This is a genomic window from Labrys methylaminiphilus subsp. lupini (genome assembly GCF_051161885.1).
GTDB lineage: Bacteria > Pseudomonadota > Alphaproteobacteria > Rhizobiales > Labraceae > Labrys.
Genome location: NZ_JBMDIH010000001.1, coordinates 308,146 through 322,384, shown reverse-complemented (window position 1 = coordinate 322,384; position 14,239 = coordinate 308,146). Strand labels below are relative to the sequence as shown.

Annotated in this window: 13 protein-coding genes and 1 tRNA gene; 8 read left to right on the top strand and 6 right to left on the bottom strand. The window is 63.2% G+C overall.

All coding sequences use genetic code 11. The features are described from left to right. Positions 1–8 precede the first annotated feature (8 nt). A complete protein-coding gene (locus ACN6KF_RS01415; RefSeq protein WP_434955115.1) occupies positions 9–1,040 on the bottom strand; it encodes an RluA family pseudouridine synthase in 1,032 nt (343 codons plus the stop codon). A 221-nt stretch (positions 1,041–1,261) separates the two neighbouring features. On the opposite strand from ACN6KF_RS01415, the gene ACN6KF_RS01410 reads away from it, so the two are divergent. After that, positions 1,262–1,337: transfer RNA gene (locus ACN6KF_RS01410), tRNA-Glu, on the top strand. 171 nt (positions 1,338–1,508) lie between these two features. On the opposite strand, the gene ACN6KF_RS01405 is transcribed toward ACN6KF_RS01410, so the two are convergent. Beyond that, positions 1,509–1,808 carry a hypothetical protein gene (locus ACN6KF_RS01405; protein ID WP_434955114.1) on the bottom strand — a complete coding sequence of 100 codons (300 nt, stop codon included), beginning with the start codon at positions 1,806–1,808 and terminating at the stop codon, positions 1,509–1,511. Positions 1,809–2,552: 744 nt separating this feature from the next. On the opposite strand from ACN6KF_RS01405, the gene ACN6KF_RS01400 reads away from it, so the two are divergent. Continuing rightward, complete coding sequence (locus ACN6KF_RS01400; RefSeq protein ID WP_434955113.1) at positions 2,553–3,221, top strand: FecR family protein; 669 nt, start codon at positions 2,553–2,555, stop codon at positions 3,219–3,221. A gap of 83 nt (positions 3,222–3,304) precedes the next feature. On the opposite strand, the gene ACN6KF_RS01395 is transcribed toward ACN6KF_RS01400, so the two are convergent. Next, the gene (locus tag ACN6KF_RS01395; protein WP_434955112.1) at positions 3,305–3,880 is read right to left on the bottom strand and encodes a DNA-3-methyladenine glycosylase; all 576 of its coding nucleotides are present in this window, start codon (positions 3,878–3,880) and stop codon (positions 3,305–3,307) included. A gap of 166 nt (positions 3,881–4,046) precedes the next feature. Here ACN6KF_RS01395 and ACN6KF_RS01390 point away from each other — a divergent pair, with 166 nt between their 5' ends. The 6 genes from ACN6KF_RS01390 (at position 4,047) to ACN6KF_RS01365 (ending at position 9,834) form a co-directional block, all read left to right on the top strand. Further along, positions 4,047–5,642: an OpgD/OpgG family glucan biosynthesis protein gene (locus tag ACN6KF_RS01390; RefSeq protein WP_434955111.1), complete on the top strand. Its 1,596-nt coding sequence runs from the start codon at positions 4,047–4,049 to the stop codon at positions 5,640–5,642. A gap of 287 nt (positions 5,643–5,929) precedes the next feature. Next, complete coding sequence (locus tag ACN6KF_RS01385; protein WP_434955110.1) at positions 5,930–6,583, top strand: alpha/beta hydrolase; 654 nt, start codon at positions 5,930–5,932, stop codon at positions 6,581–6,583. A gap of 187 nt (positions 6,584–6,770) precedes the next feature. Next, positions 6,771–7,295, top strand: a complete 525-nt coding sequence (gene purE / locus ACN6KF_RS01380; protein WP_434955109.1) for a 5-(carboxyamino)imidazole ribonucleotide mutase — start codon at positions 6,771–6,773, stop codon at positions 7,293–7,295. Further along, on the top strand, positions 7,292–8,386 hold the full coding sequence (locus ACN6KF_RS01375) for a 5-(carboxyamino)imidazole ribonucleotide synthase (RefSeq protein WP_434955108.1): 1,095 nt from the start codon (positions 7,292–7,294) through the stop codon (positions 8,384–8,386). Before purE ends, ACN6KF_RS01375 begins: the two co-directional genes overlap by 4 nt. Before the next feature lie 125 nt (positions 8,387–8,511). Beyond that, complete coding sequence (gene rpsU / locus ACN6KF_RS01370; RefSeq protein ID WP_068285423.1) at positions 8,512–8,745, top strand: 30S ribosomal protein S21; 234 nt, start codon at positions 8,512–8,514, stop codon at positions 8,743–8,745. Between the two features lie 219 nt (positions 8,746–8,964). Further along, complete coding sequence (locus ACN6KF_RS01365) at positions 8,965–9,834, top strand: tetratricopeptide repeat protein (RefSeq protein WP_434955107.1); 870 nt, start codon at positions 8,965–8,967, stop codon at positions 9,832–9,834. A gap of 114 nt (positions 9,835–9,948) precedes the next feature. On the opposite strand, the gene ACN6KF_RS01360 is transcribed toward ACN6KF_RS01365, so the two are convergent. From ACN6KF_RS01360 to ACN6KF_RS01350, 3 genes are all read right to left on the bottom strand, one after another. Beyond that, entirely contained in the window at positions 9,949–10,623 is a 675-nt protein-coding gene (locus tag ACN6KF_RS01360; protein WP_434955106.1) for a redoxin domain-containing protein, read from the bottom strand. 101 nt (positions 10,624–10,724) lie between these two features. After that, positions 10,725–13,715, bottom strand: coding sequence for an ATP-binding protein (locus ACN6KF_RS01355; RefSeq protein WP_434955105.1), 2,991 nt, complete (start codon positions 13,713–13,715; stop codon positions 10,725–10,727). A 212-nt stretch (positions 13,716–13,927) separates the two neighbouring features. Further along, entirely contained in the window at positions 13,928–14,116 is a 189-nt protein-coding gene (locus ACN6KF_RS01350; RefSeq protein WP_434955104.1) for a hypothetical protein, read from the bottom strand. Positions 14,117–14,239: the final 123 nt, after the last annotated feature.

Genomic DNA, 14,239 nt, shown 5'->3' with positions numbered 1-14,239 from the left:
CTTCGGCTTCAACCGGTGCGCAAGGCCTTGGCCAAAGCGGCGAGGTCCGCCGGCAACGGGCTTTCGAACACCAGATGCTTGCCGCTAACCGGGTGCTCGAAACCGAGCAGCCGGGCATGCAGTGCCTGTCGCCCGAGAGAGGCAAGCACTGCGCGCGGCGCCTCCGGCAGGAGGGCCGCCTTGGTCTTGAAGCCGCTGCCATAGACGGCATCGCCCAGCAGCGGATGGCCGAGATGGGCCATGTGGACACGGATCTGATGGGTCCTGCCGGTCTCCAGCCGGCATTCCACCAGGCTGACCAGCGGCTGGCTGCCGTGGCTGCCCAGGGCCTCGACCAGAGAATAATGGGTGATCGCCTCCCGGCCGCGCCCAAGCGCCACCACGGCCATCTTCTCGCGATTGCGGGTGGATCGGTCGATGCCGGTCTCGATCGTGCCATGCGCGCGCGCCGCCCCCCAGACGAAGGCGAGATAGGCCCGTTCCAGCGGTCCGGTACGGCCATGATCGGCGAACTGAGCCGCCAATCCCTGATGCGCCCTGTCGTTCTTGGCGACCACGAGCAGGCCGGACGTGTCCTTGTCGAGGCGATGCACGATGCCGGGCCGTTTCACGCCGCCAACACCCGACAGCGAATCACCGCAATGGGCGATGAGCGCATTCACCAGCGTGCCGCTCTCATGCCCCGCCGCGGGATGCACGACCAGGCCGACCGGCTTGTCGATGACCAGGAGGTCGTCATCCTCATAGACGATGGCAAGTGGAATATCCTCGCCCTGCGGCTCAGCAGGCTCCGGCTCGGGGACCCGCAGCGCAATTCGTTGCCCCGGCTTGAGGATCTGGCCGGCATCGAGCACCGCACGGCCATCAATCGTGGCATGGCCGGCTTCGATCAGGGCCTTGATGCGCGTGCGTGACAGAGGCTGCAGATCGGGCCTGTTATCGGCGCCCTGGCATTGGCGAGCCAGGAAGCGGTCGATGCGCTCACCGGCTTCGGCGACCTCGAAAAGCGTCTCTTCGGAGTTGTTGGCGATGCTGTTCATGGGCGCCTACTAGAGCAAAACGCGTTCAAGTGGAAACGTCATTTTTCCCTAACTCTTTGTTTCGACGCGCCTTTGCGATTCCTGCCGATTCAATCAAATCGCAGGATGCTTTAAGCGGGAATGTCAGCAATGCCAAGAATTCAAACCACAAATGCGCCAATCGTGCAGATTGCCGCTTGCCGACGGCCTGATTTGCCGCTATAGGCGCACTCCTTGCCGCTGCTCCCATCGTCTAGTGGCCTAGGACGTCGCCCTCTCACGGCGAAAACACCGGTTCGAGTCCGGTTGGGAGCGCCAAGCTTTTCAAGCGCTTAAGCAAGCATTTCCAGAACATCGGCTGATTTGCACCGCCATGCGGCGTCGAACACGCGCCTCGCCGCTGATCGTCCTATGCGCCAAACGAAAAGCGCCACGGTTTCCCGCGGCGCCCGTCAGATTTTCATTGGAAATGAGGTCTGGGTCGGCGCGTCAGCGCATGCCGACCAGACGCTTGGGCGTACGATATTCAACCACCACGGCCCGCGGCGCGACCGCCGCGCGGGGCGACTTAGCGATCGGCAGGCTGAGACGACGCTCGGTCGGCTTCACCGACCGCTTGGCAATGGCACGCACGTCTTCAACGGCGATACCGAGCAGCGATGCGGCGATCTCGACCTGCTGGTCGAAGTCATCATTGAGGCATTCGGCAGCGACCAGGGCTTCCTCGATGGTCGGAAGGGCCTGCTTGACGCGCCGGCTGCCGAATTTCGTGTTCCAGGTCTCGCTCACGGATCTATGCCTTCTCTTTCACTTGACGGCACCATAGCAGGATTCTCGCAATGTTGCAGTGCAACAAAGGCTGAGCAGCTATGCGTTGCAATTTCGGCAAAAGTTGGGATCGACGTGCCGAAAAGCCGCTGACCGCATACGAGCGACGCCGCTGCCCCAAAGCGTTTTGCCATTTGGCGGTCACGCCAAGAATCGCAAAGGTGCTCTAGCCAATCCGTTGGATTGGCTTGGAACCAAAGAGTGGGAGCAAACAAGCGTTTCTGTCTAAACGCGCTTTGCTCTAGGGATGTCCGACGCCCCCCTATTCCGGTCTGCAATAATTTCCAGGCGAACACAGTACCTCGGAGGCCTGCCTGATTTCGATCAGCAACTGGCATGCGGTTGAAGCGGGATCAAGCCACGCAAGGGGCATGGCACCTCAAATACCTCTGCGTAAGAAATACCAATAAAGAATAATTTACCCAATGGAATCCCAGAAAACCCTATCCCTAAATTGGCTAATCCTGACAATTCTAATCCAGATGCTTCCGTAGCTACTGCTATCAGAACACCCGCTGCCACCTCGTCGCAACGCGATACACTGCGCTAGACTGCGATGCAAAAACGCAACAGGCCGCTTGGTTTCCAATGGATGAGCTCTGAACATGCTTAATAAGCCTTCACTTTTCGGCTGCCGCAGCGCTATGATGACACCGGCTAGATACCGCGTTGATCCCACCTTCGAGTAACGGTTCGATATTTGTCATGACACTACGTTTCCCGCGCCTGGCACCGGTGCTGTTCATCCTGCTTGCTGCCTTCTCTACACAGACGGCCGCCGCCCAGACCGCTCCGACGAAGCAGGGACCTGAAGTCATCGGCGACGTCGTCGGCTTGACGCCAGCCGTCCATGGTTCGATGTCCGGACGCCTGGAAATCGGGTCCAGCGTGCATCAGGGCGAGAAGATCGTCACAGGCCCGAGCGGCGTGATCGAACTGCGTTTTCTCGACAATACCCATCTGATGCTCGGCTCCAAGTCGTCGGTCACGCTCGACAGCTTCGTCTATGCCGGCAATGGCAAGGCTAAGTCCGTCGTGCTGCAATTCGCCAAGGGAGCCTTCCGCTTCGCCACTGGCGATTCGGCCAAGAGCGCCTACAAGATTCACGCTCCCCAGGCCTCGATTGGCGTGCGCGGCACCAAATTCCAGGTCGATTCCCGCAGCCCCACCAGCGCCATCACCCTCTATGAGGGCAAGACCTTCATCTGCCCGCCACGGCGCCCCATCCGCTATTGCAAGCTGGTGAAGCCGGGCGAGACCGCGCTGGTCGGCGAGGATCGTATCATCCGCATCGTGCCTGCCGCGGGTTCACCCACCGAGCACTGCACGGGCACGGCCAATTCCAAGATCTGCGACACTTTCGGCGGCAAATAGGGCCTCGAGCCGAGCCGGACAGGCGATCGCAACACGTCCTTGGCGGGCCCCTTCGGGGCCCGTTTTCGTTTGTGCTTGGGATATCAGAACTTCTTGCTGAGGAATTTCGAGCCACTCCAGCCGAAGCGCCAAGGCCGTTCGATTGCCTTGCTGATACCGATGCGGGGGCCGGCGGCGATGGGTGGCTCATGGGCTCGCCGCAGGAGTTCGAAGGGGAGCTGGGTCATCGCCAGCCCGTTCTGACCGCCGGTCAGCCCCAAGGCCTGGCAAAGCCGCCCGGGTCCAGAGCAGAACAGGGCCGGATTGGCGAGCCCCCGCCTCTGCGCCATGCGATCGAGTCCCGCAGTCGGTTCCAGGGCTCGCAGCAGCACCGCACTGGCGCGGCCGGGCTCTCCGGATACGATATTGGCGCACCAATGCATGCCGTAGGACAGATAGATGTAGATATGGCCTGGCGGGCCGAACATCACGGCGTTGCGCTGCGTCGGCCCGCGATAGGTGTGAGAGGCCGGATCGTCACGGTCATAGGCCTCGGTCTCGACGATGACGCCGCCGACGCCATCGACCAAGAGGGTCATGCCGATCAGATCTCTGGCAACGGTGAGAACGTCGCGTCTATAGAAGGCGGCGGGAGCATAGGCCTGGGATGAATTGGGCATTTCTCAGATTTTGGAAGATTATTGGGTTCTTTTGAGCTTTTTTGCGCAAAATTCTCGCTCAAATTAATCTATTGTCACGAAATCGACGCGGTTTGAAGCGCCACGGCATTGACAGGCGATAATCCCTGTTTAGCTTGCGGGCGCAGTAGAAGTTAGGAACTTGTTGATGAACGACGCTTTCGACCGACGGCTTTTCCTCCAGGGAGCCGTAAGTCTCTCGACTCTGATGGCACTGGGCCTTCCGACCGCAGCATTCGCCGACGAGGGCGCGCTGACTTTCGGTCCGCCGGCGCCTTTTTCCTTCGAGGGTCTGGTCGAGCGTGCCAAGAAGCTGGCGACGGAGGCCTATGTTCCGACCGAGAAACCAGCGCCCGACATCACCTCCAAGCTGACTTATGAGGAACTCGGCAAGATCAAGTTCAAGACCGAGGACGCTCTGTGGGCCGATGGCCCAGCGCCCTTCCCGGTCACCTTCTTCCATCTCGGCACCTTCTTCCAGAAGAAGGTCACCATCAACGTGGTCGAAGGCAAGAACGCCAGCGAGATCATCTACCGCAAGGCTTCCTTCGACATGCCGACGGACAGCCCGGCGCAGGCCATGCCCGACGGCGTCGGCTTTGCCGGTTTCCGCTTCCAGGAGCCCCGCAACGGGCCGGTCGACTGGAAGAAGAACGACTGGGTCGCCTTCCTCGGCGCCTCCTATTTCCGCGCCATCGGTGAGCTCTATCAATATGGCCTGTCGGCCCGCGGCCTTGCCGTCAACGCAGCCGATCCTAACCCGCCCCATCAGGAAGAATTCCCCGATTTCAAGGAGTTCTGGCTGGAAGCCGTTCCAGGCTCAGCCGACCAGATCAAGGTCTATGCCCTCTTGGACGGTCCGTCCGTCGCCGGCGCCTTCTCCTTCCTGATGACGCGCGCCAAGGCCGTGCTGATGGATATCGAGGCGCAGGTCTTCACGCGCAACGATATCAGCCGTTTCGGCCTGACCCCGCTGACCTCGATGTATTGGTTCTCCGAGACGGCCAAGCAGACCGCAGTCGACTGGCGCCCGGAAGTGCATGATTCCGACGGCCTGGCCATGTGGACGGGCGGCGGCGAGCATATCTGGCGCCCGCTCAACAATGTGCCGGCCACCACCACCTCGGCCTTCACCGATACCAACCCGCGCGGCTTCGGCCTGCTGCAGCGCGACCGCCTGTTCGATCACTATCTCGACGGCGTCAAATATGATCTGCGTCCCTCGCTGTGGGTAGAGCCCCTGGCGCCGTTCGGCGAAGGCACCGTCCAGCTCATCGAAATCCCCACCAATGACGAGATCCACGACAATGTCGTGGCGATGTGGGTGCCGAAGGATCCGGTCAAGGCCGGCCAGCAATTCACGCTGAAATACCGTCTGCACTGGTCGGCGGACGAGCCCTTCCCCACCAATCTCGCCCGCGTGGTGGCGACGCGGCTGGGCAATGGCGGCCATCCCGGCACGCAGCGCCCGGTCGGCTTGCGCAAATTCGTGATCGAGTTCCTCGGCGACCCGCTCAAGGACCTGCCCTACGGCGTCAAGCCCGAGCCGATCATCACCGCCTCGCGCGGCGAGCTCTCCTACATCTTCACCGAAGCAGTGCCGGACGGCATCAACGGCCATTGGCGCGCCCAGTTCGACCTGCACGCCACGGGACCGGAGCCGGTGGAACTGCGCTGCTATCTCAAGCTCGGCGACAAGGTGCTGAGCGAGACCTGGCTTTATCAGTACCATCCGTTCGTATAGCGCTGGATATACTGGAACGCCTGCTCTTGCGATCTGGGGGTGTGCACCACGTCCCTCGGAAGCCTCTGCTGGAAAGTACGAGGTCCATGCCAGGCGCTGCAGAAATCGGCGCAAGAGCTTTGCTTTAATCGGCATTGAAGCGACGAAGGGGCGACTATTTTCGCCCCTTCCGGACAGTCAGCATAGGCCCATGGCCTCAATTCGGCCCCGGCTGCCGACACAGCGGTCTTGATTTCGGCCAAAGAGGTGGCGAAGCTCCGCAGGCGTCAAAGTCGGGGGTGCATGAGATGGCCACCTTTATCCTGATACCCGGTGGCTGGCAGGGCGGCTGGGTCTACCAAAAGGTGGCCGATCTACTGACCACGCATGGGCACAAGGCCCTGCCGATCACCCTTTCGGGGCTCGGCGACGCTCCGGCCCCAGCGGCCAATCTCGAAACTCACATAGGTGAGGCCGTTCGTGCCGTGAAATCGCATGGCGACGATGTGGTCCTGGTTGGACAATCCTACGGCGGAATGGTCGTAAGCGGCGCAGCCGATGCAGCGTCATCGCAAATCCGGGCGCTGGTCTATGTAGACGCCTATGTGCCTGAGTCCGGCGACTCCGTCTGGTCGCTGACGACTCCTCGTTTTCGAGATGTCTTCATCGCTGGCGCGACGGCTGACGGATTGACCTGCACGCCTCCCTCCCATCTGGATCCTCGATGCCGGCCACATCCAATCGGAACGTTTCTCCAGTCGATCAATCTCGGCGGGCGTTGGCGTGAAGTGCCGCGCAAGACCTTCATCGGCGCATTTGGATGGGAAGGAAGCCCGTTCCTTGACCTTTATCAGCGCCTGAGCAGCGAGCCGGAGTGGGCGACCCATGCCTTCGATTGCGGGCACAATGTCGCGCGACTGAAGCCCGAGGCTCTGGCCGCGATATTGCTGGCCCAGGTTTGAGCAGCCGACGACTGCAGTCTACGCAACGTGCCACAATGCTTCGTTTCATGTGCTCCCTTCCCGCAAGATAGACCTTGCTTCAAGGCTCGCCCCCATCGCTGACTTCCAAGTCGGGCGGAGAATAACGCGCTACCTTCCCAAAACCGGCATCTTGCTCTAGACACCCCTTTTGCCGAAGGGAGTCCCGATGCCATCCAGCACCGCGGCGGGGCAGGCCGTGCCTGTCGCCATCATCATGGGAAGTCAGTCCGATTGGGCCACGATGCGCCACGCTGCGCAGACCCTGGATACGCTCGGCATCGGTTATGAAGCCCGCATCGTCTCGGCACACCGCACGCCCGACCGCCTCTACGACTTCGCCAAATCGGCAAAGGCGAAGGGCTTCAAGCTGGTGATCGCTGGCGCTGGCGGCGCGGCCCATCTGCCCGGCATGGCTGCGGCCCTCACCCCGCTCCCCGTCTTCGGCGTTCCGGTTGAATCCAAGGCGCTTTCAGGCGTGGACAGCCTGCATTCCATCGTGCAGATGCCGGCCGGCATACCGGTGGGCACCTTGGCGATCGGACGTGCGGGCGCCGTCAACGCCGCTTTGCTCGCCGCCGCCGTGCTCGCCCTCCACGACGAGGCCCTGGCGACGCGGCTCGAGCGCTGGCGCGCCGCCCAGACCGAAGCGGTTGCCCATCATCCCGTTTCCGACGACACGGTGAAGGCATGAGCCAGGGTATCCAAACACCGCGCGTCGGACCGGGAGGAACGCTCGGCATTCTCGGCGGCGGCCAGCTCGGCCGCATGCTGGCCCTGGCGGCCGGACAGCTCGGCATACGCTGTCACATCTATTGCCCCGACGATACCAGCCCGGCCTTCCAGGTCGCCGAGCGCTTCACCTGTGCCGCCTATGAGGACGAGGCGGCGCTTGCAGCCTTTGCCGAAAGTGTCGATGCCATCACCTATGAGTTCGAGAACATCCCGGCCGCCACGGCGGCGATCCTTTCCGCGGCGCGCCCCGTCCTGCCGGCCGTGCGCGCCCTGGAAACCACCGCGGACCGCCTGACGGAAAAGAACTTCGTGCGCTCGCTCGGCATCGGCACCGCCGAATTCCGGGCCGTCGACAGCCATGCCGACCTCGCCTCCGCCGTTGCCGCCCTGGGCCGCCCCAGCGTGCTCAAGACCCGGCGCTTCGGCTATGACGGCAAGGGGCAGACCATCATCCGGCCGGGCAACGACCTCTCGGAGGCACTGGCCCGCATGGGTGGCCAGCCCGCGATTCTGGAGGCCTTCGTCCCTTTCGAGACAGAAGTCTCGGTCATCGCAGTCCGGGCCGACGACGGCGCCGTGCGGACCTACGACCTCACCGAGAACCTTCATCACGACCACATTCTCGATCAGTCGATCGTACCTTCCCATTTTTCGGCCCTGGTCGAGGTCGAGGCCCGCGAAATCGCCGCCCGGATCATCGCTGCGCTCGACTATGTCGGCGTGCTCGCCGTCGAAATGTTCGTGACCTCGGACCGTCAGGTCCTGGTCAACGAAATCGCCCCTCGCGTGCACAATTCCGGGCACTGGACGCAGAATGCCTGTCTGGTCAGCCAATTCGAGAATCACGTGCGCGCCGTCTGCGGCTGGCCGCTGGGTTCCACCGAACGCCACTCAGATGCCGTGATGACCAATCTGATCGGCGACAGCGTGCATGCCTGGCGTGCTCTGGCCGCTGAACCGAACGCCTCGGTGCACCTCTATGGCAAGCGCGAGGCACGTGCGGGACGGAAAATGGGCCATGTCACACGGATAACGCCGAGATCGCGCTAATCCGTATGGACAGCGGCGATACCTTCTGATATGACCCCGCTTCCAAATTCGGCGGTGCTTTGGCACCGGGTTTCCTTTTGCCAAGCCGCCGCAGCGATTCACACCAGGATAATAGGACAGCACGCGTGCAGGTTCTCGTTCGCGATAACAATGTTGATCAGGCGCTGAAGGCGCTCAAGAAGAAGATGCAGCGTGAAGGCATCTTCCGTGAAATGAAGCTGCGCGGCCATTACGAGAAGCCGTCCGAGAAGCGCGCCCGCGAGGCTGCCGAGGCCGTTCGCCGCGCCCGCAAGCTGGCTCGCAAGAAGCTGCAGCGCGAAGGCCTGATTCCCGCAACGCCGCGCGTTGTGAAGAAGTAAGTCTTATTTTTGATCGGAAGATAGGTTGAACGAACGCCCGAGCCATTTGGCCCGGGCGTTCACGTTTGTAGCGTATGAGGTCGCCGGGGGTGCGCCGGCCAGGTGAGATGCGTCGAAATGCATGGAAAGGCTTTACTTTCCAGCAAGGTTAATGCGGCAGATTGCCGGTCGAGGACTCGCAGCTCCCGTAACTCGTCTCGATGGATCCGGACCGACAAGATGACATTTTCCACGACAACCACGGCAGAGTCCCCAGCCAGAACCTCCATCTCCCGTATCGCCGCCCTCCTGCTGCTGGGCGTTGCGGGCCTCGGCCTGGTCGGCTGTGCCTCCACCGGCAGCGGTGGCGATGATGGCGATGCCAGCAGCCGCCAGGTCTCGTCGGCCGATATCGGTTCACTTTCCTCGGTGATCGAAAAGAATCCCAACGATCCCGAAGCCTGGAACATGCGCGGCTCGGCCTATGCGCGTTCCAACCAGTACGGACCGGCGATCTCCGACTTCAACCGCGCGCTGCAGATCGATCCGAACTTCGTCCAGTCCCTGGCCAACCGCGCTTTGGTCTACCGCAAGACCGGCCAGACGGCCCAGGCCCTCGCCGACTACAATCAGGTGATCACCCACGATCCCAATTATGCGCCAGCCTATGTCGGCCGCGGCAACATCTATCGCCTGCAGGGCCAGACCCAACAGGCCATGGCCGACTATGACAAGGCCATCAAGATCAAGCCGGAGACGGCCGAGGCCTATTACAATCGCGGCTTGATCCGCCAGGCCAGCGCCAATCATGAAGTCGCGATCGACGATTTCACCTCGGCGATCTCCAACGATCCGCGCGCCGAGGCCCCCTATTATTCACGCGGCAGCTCCTATCTGCAGTTGCAGAAATACAAGGAAGCACTGTCCGACTTCGATCAGGCCCTGCAGATCAACAACCGCAACGCCGCCTCCTGGGCGGGCCGCGGCTATGCCCAGGCCGGCTTGAACGACACCCAGAAGGCACGCGAGAGCTTCCAGCGCGCGCTGGCGATCGATTCGAGCAACGCAGCGGCTAAGAGCGGCCTCAGCCGGCTCGGCGGCGGCGCCTGAGGGCACGGCTGCAAGGCAACGCGCCTCAAGTCGGTGAGGGCGGCCATCCGCGAGTGGCAGGCCGTCTCACCTCGCGTGGCGTCCCCCTGCCCGTTCGGCTGGAAGGCAGGGCCCTCAGTAGGACCCGCCTTTCTCCCGTCCGAGCGCCGTCTCGGCCGCGGCAACGATTTCCTGGGCGGAAGGAAACTTCCCGATTCCCGCCAGGCCCTCGCTGCATTCGATGTGGGTCCAGCGCACCAGCCCCTCGCGATCGATGAGAAATTGCCCCTTGAGCTGAGGCCATTGCCGCTCCAGATCGGCATGATCGGTCTGGTTCTCGATGTAACCGTCGAGCTGGGCCAGCGCCTCTGCGGCTTGCCGAACCGGCAAAGGTTCCGCCAGCTCACCGGTGGGATTGACACGGGTCTCCGCCAGGGCGGCCATCAGCTCCGGTGTCGGCAGCGGCTTGGGGACACCATAGGCCCGGTGCGTCGACAACGTCGGATCGGTTGCGATGCGCAGCCGGCTCGGCCTGAACTTGAAATAGAGCCGGGCATTTTCGAGTTCGGTCGCGACGACGCCGAGCGTCTCGATCCCCAACGCCTGCAATTGGGGAGCCGTTGCGGCCATCTGCGCGATCGCCCTGCGGCAGAACGGGCACCACAATCCGACGAACAGGGCAAGAAACAACGAATTCCTGCCGCGAAAATCGGCGAGCGATACGCTGCCCGACCCGTCGAGAGCGGGCAACGAGAAATCCGGCGCGCGTTCACCCAAGGCAATCGGCACCAGTGTCGGCTGCATGTTCATGCAAAACCCCTTTCATCGTGGCCAAAAACATCGTGTCGAAAATTTAGGGTGTGCCGTCCGTGATGGTTTCGGCGGAAACGATGCGACGACAAGGAATGGAGTTAACAAAAAAACGGCAAGACCATCAGGGCGTCTGGCTCCAGGCCGGCACGCTGACAAACCTCCTGCGACTTGGCCAAGTATAGCGCCGCTTGCTCCTGGTTCCCAGCGTCCAGATGGAGCGTGCCCAAGCCATCATAGCAGGGAAACAGGAATTGCGGCTCGCCCATGCGTTCGGCCAGGCGCAAGGCTTCCTCATAGGAGGCGAAGGCGAGCCGGTGTTCGCCGCGACATTGATAGATCTGGCCAAGGATGATGAGCGGCGCGGCCAGGTGATCGAGCAGGCCGAGCCGCCGATCGAGATCGACCGCCATCTGCGCCGCTTCGACGCCCTCCGCCTCGCAGCGATCGGTCAGCGCACAATAGGCGACCGCGAGATTGGCGTAGATCCGGGACTGGAAACCAAGGTCTCCTACCTTCTTGGCCATCTCCAAGCCACGCAGGCAGGTTGCGATGCTGCGCTGCGGATCGAGGGAGCTGTAGAGCACGCCGAGATTGGTATAGCCACGGCAGGCAGCCTGCAGCAGGCGATGGTCCTCGGCGAGCCGCACGCTCTGCTCGATCTGCTCGATCGCATCCGCCGGCCGGCCGATGCGCGCTAGCGCCACGCCGATGGTGTTGTAGGCCTGAGCCCGTATCGCAGCCAATTCCCGCAGACGTTCCTGCTCCGCATCGGCACCCTCACGATCCGTCTCGGCAAGGGCTCGTTCCGCCCAGGCGATCGCACCGTCATTGTCGCCGGTGCGAAAGGCCAACCGCCCGACCTCCTGGAGCAATTGCGCACGCTCGGGCGAATATCCCTCGCCCCCGATCAAGGCGAGGCCTTGCATGAAGCAGCCCCTGGCTGCCTGGCGATCGCCCGCTTCCCAATGCAGACCACCGATCTTGCGCTGGAGGCGCGCCGCCGCGGCCGAATCCGCCGCGGCCTCGAAGGCCTGACGCACGGCCTCATAGTGAATAGCCGCCTCTGTTCGCCGCTCGGTCAGCGCCAGCAGGTCCGCCAACCTTTCCCGTGTCGCCAAGCTGTCACCTTCGCAGCCGGCGCAGTCGGACAGAATACCAAAGGCCCGCTCATAATGGCGGATGGCATCGTCATTGGCGTAGACGGCGCGGGCCCGGTCGCCAGCCGCCATGAGATAGCGCGCGCCCTTGGCCTTGTCGAAGCTCAGGCTCCAATGATGGCCCAACGCCTCCAGATCGCTCAGCCTCTCGGGACGGCCACCCACGGCCCGTTCGAGTGCGCGGCCGGCCCGGTCGTGCAGTTCGGTCCGGCGGGCAAGCAGCAGGTTCTGGTAGACGGCTTCATGGATGAGAGCATGGGTGAAGCGATAGCTGCCCGCGCCCTCGCTGACCCGGACGATGAAATTTGCCTCGGTCAGGTCGCGGAGAGCGGCTTCCACTCGAGCCGGTTCGGTGGCGATAGCCGCAAGATGGGCATCCTCGAACGCCATGCCGAGTACGGCTACCTCATGCAGCACACGCCGCTGGTCCGCCGGCAGTTCATCGACGCGCGACAGCAGCAAGCCCTGCAGGGTCGGCGGGACATTGTCGGCTTCGAGCGGGGCCGCGCGGATCCAGCGATCTCCCTCGCGCCGGAGCACGCCCCTGGCCACCAGGCTTCGGACGATCTCTTCCACGAAGAGAGGATTGCCACCGGACCGACGGATGACGAAGGCCCGGATTTCATCGAGAGTATCCGCGTCGGCCTCCCCAAAAAGGGCGCCGACGAAGGCCCGCGTCTGATCCGCCGAAAGGGGAGCCAGGGGAAGGCTCGATTGCACGGCGTGGGCAAAGCATAGCGGGGGCCGGCCGGGGCGGTGGGACAGCACGATCATCAGGCGCCGATCCGCTAGGTGGTCGGCGATGTCGCACAACAGCTCCACCGAGGCCATGTCGGCCCAGTGCAGGTCTTCGACGACGACCAGCAAATGTCCCTGGTCCAGGCGGCGCCCGATCAGCATGCGCGCGGCCAGGGCGATCTGGCGTTTCACCTGTTCGGGCGCGAGTTCGTCGGCGCTCGCCCCCTCCATGCCGAGCATGTAGCTCAGGACCGGGATGACGGCCTCGGCCATTTCGAGCTCGGCACCCAGCCCGACAAGTCCAGCCGCAAGCTTTCGGCTCGCCGTTTCGAGCGTATCGTCGCGGTTCACCCGATAGGCCTCGCGGAACAGGGCGCCGAAGACGCCATAGGCCGGTTCGCCAAGGGAGGAGCACGCGGTGCGGCGCACGGCACCGCCGGCCAGCCTGCCCTGCGCTTCGAGCACCGCCAGGAATTCGGCGACCAGCCGCGATTTGCCCGAACCAGCTTCCCCCACGAGGTTGACGATCTGGGCAGATCCCGCCTGCGCTCGATCGAAGGCGGCGATCAGCCCCGCCAATTCGTCGTCACGGCCGATCATCGGGCTTTCCAACCCATGGGCAGCCAGCCCGCGCGCCGAAGCGGGCGTGGTCGACAGGCCGATTAGCCGATAGGCCGCCACCGGCTCCGCCTTACCGCGCAGAGCCAGGGCATGCGCCGGCTCGAAACTAAAACGGTGCTGGGCCAGGGCATGTGTGGCCGCGGAAACCAGGATAGTGCCTGAGGCCGCCGCCAGCAGGCGTGCCGTCGTGTTGACGGTGTCGCCGGTCACCGCATAGGCGGCGCCGGCGGCCTGGCCAAGGTGACCCGCAACCACAAGGCCGGTATGGACGCCGATATGGAGGCTCACCTGCTGTCCCAGCCGCCCCGCCCAGCGTTCATTGAGCCGGACGCTCTCCTTCGTCATGTCCAGCGCAGCGCAGAGGGCCCGCTCCGGATCGTCTTCATGGGCAATGGGTGCACCGAACACGGCCAGGACAGCATCGCCGACGAATTTTTCCACGAAGCCTTGATAACGCGTCACCACGCCCGCCAGGGTTTCGAACAGGGCGTTCTGGAACGCCCGCACCTCCTCGGGATCGAGCCGCTCGGCGAGCTGGGTGAAGCTCGAGACATCCGCAAAGAGCACTGTCACCTGTCGCCTGTCGACCTCTGGATCGGCGCGCGTCTTGGCCGGCAACAATGGCGCAGGGGCGACGGGTTCGGCGGCCGGGCCAGCTGCGCCGAGCGTCCGCGCCGTGCCGCAACGAGGACAAAAGGCAAATCCGGCCTCACAGAGGAAGCCGCATTTTGCGCAAGGCGCCGGTTGCGCACATCCGCATCGCGGGCAGAACGCGAAGACCGATGTCAGCTCAAGACCGCACCCGACGCACACCATAGGACGATCCGCCAGAGATAATGCGGGCCCACCGCCCCGCCCATGGCCGCGATAGCCGGCCGGCGCCAGACCAGATCCAATTCCATGTTCTGATGGATCGAGCGACGCCAGGTGGAAGGAAATACATCTTCCTGCTCCAAACGCAGGATTTTGCTCACGTTTTTATTCTAGGCGGCGCATAGGGGCACAGCAAGCGTCTTTTGAGCCGGCCACTCGTAACCTCCTTCTTCCTTGGCAAAGAGTAGATATGAATGTTTCGCCGCGCCCCGTCCGTCACACCA

What these genes read in the sequence shown, in the direction of transcription:
- ACN6KF_RS01415 (WP_434955115.1), bottom strand. Translation starts at nt 1,040, where the DNA reads ATGAACAGCATCGCCAACAACTCCGAAGAGACGCTTTTCGAGGTCGCC.
- ACN6KF_RS01400 (WP_434955113.1), top strand. Translation starts at nt 2,553, where the DNA reads ATGACACTACGTTTCCCGCGCCTGGCACCGGTGCTGTTCATCCTGCTT.
- ACN6KF_RS01395 (WP_434955112.1), bottom strand. Translation starts at nt 3,880, where the DNA reads ATGCCCAATTCATCCCAGGCCTATGCTCCCGCCGCCTTCTATAGACGC.
- ACN6KF_RS01390 (WP_434955111.1), top strand. Translation starts at nt 4,047, where the DNA reads ATGAACGACGCTTTCGACCGACGGCTTTTCCTCCAGGGAGCCGTAAGT.
- ACN6KF_RS01385 (WP_434955110.1), top strand. Translation starts at nt 5,930, where the DNA reads ATGGCCACCTTTATCCTGATACCCGGTGGCTGGCAGGGCGGCTGGGTC.
- purE (WP_434955109.1), top strand. Translation starts at nt 6,771, where the DNA reads ATGCCATCCAGCACCGCGGCGGGGCAGGCCGTGCCTGTCGCCATCATC.
- ACN6KF_RS01375 (WP_434955108.1), top strand. Translation starts at nt 7,292, where the DNA reads ATGAGCCAGGGTATCCAAACACCGCGCGTCGGACCGGGAGGAACGCTC.
- ACN6KF_RS01365 (WP_434955107.1), top strand. Translation starts at nt 8,965, where the DNA reads ATGACATTTTCCACGACAACCACGGCAGAGTCCCCAGCCAGAACCTCC.
- ACN6KF_RS01360 (WP_434955106.1), bottom strand. Translation starts at nt 10,623, where the DNA reads ATGAACATGCAGCCGACACTGGTGCCGATTGCCTTGGGTGAACGCGCG.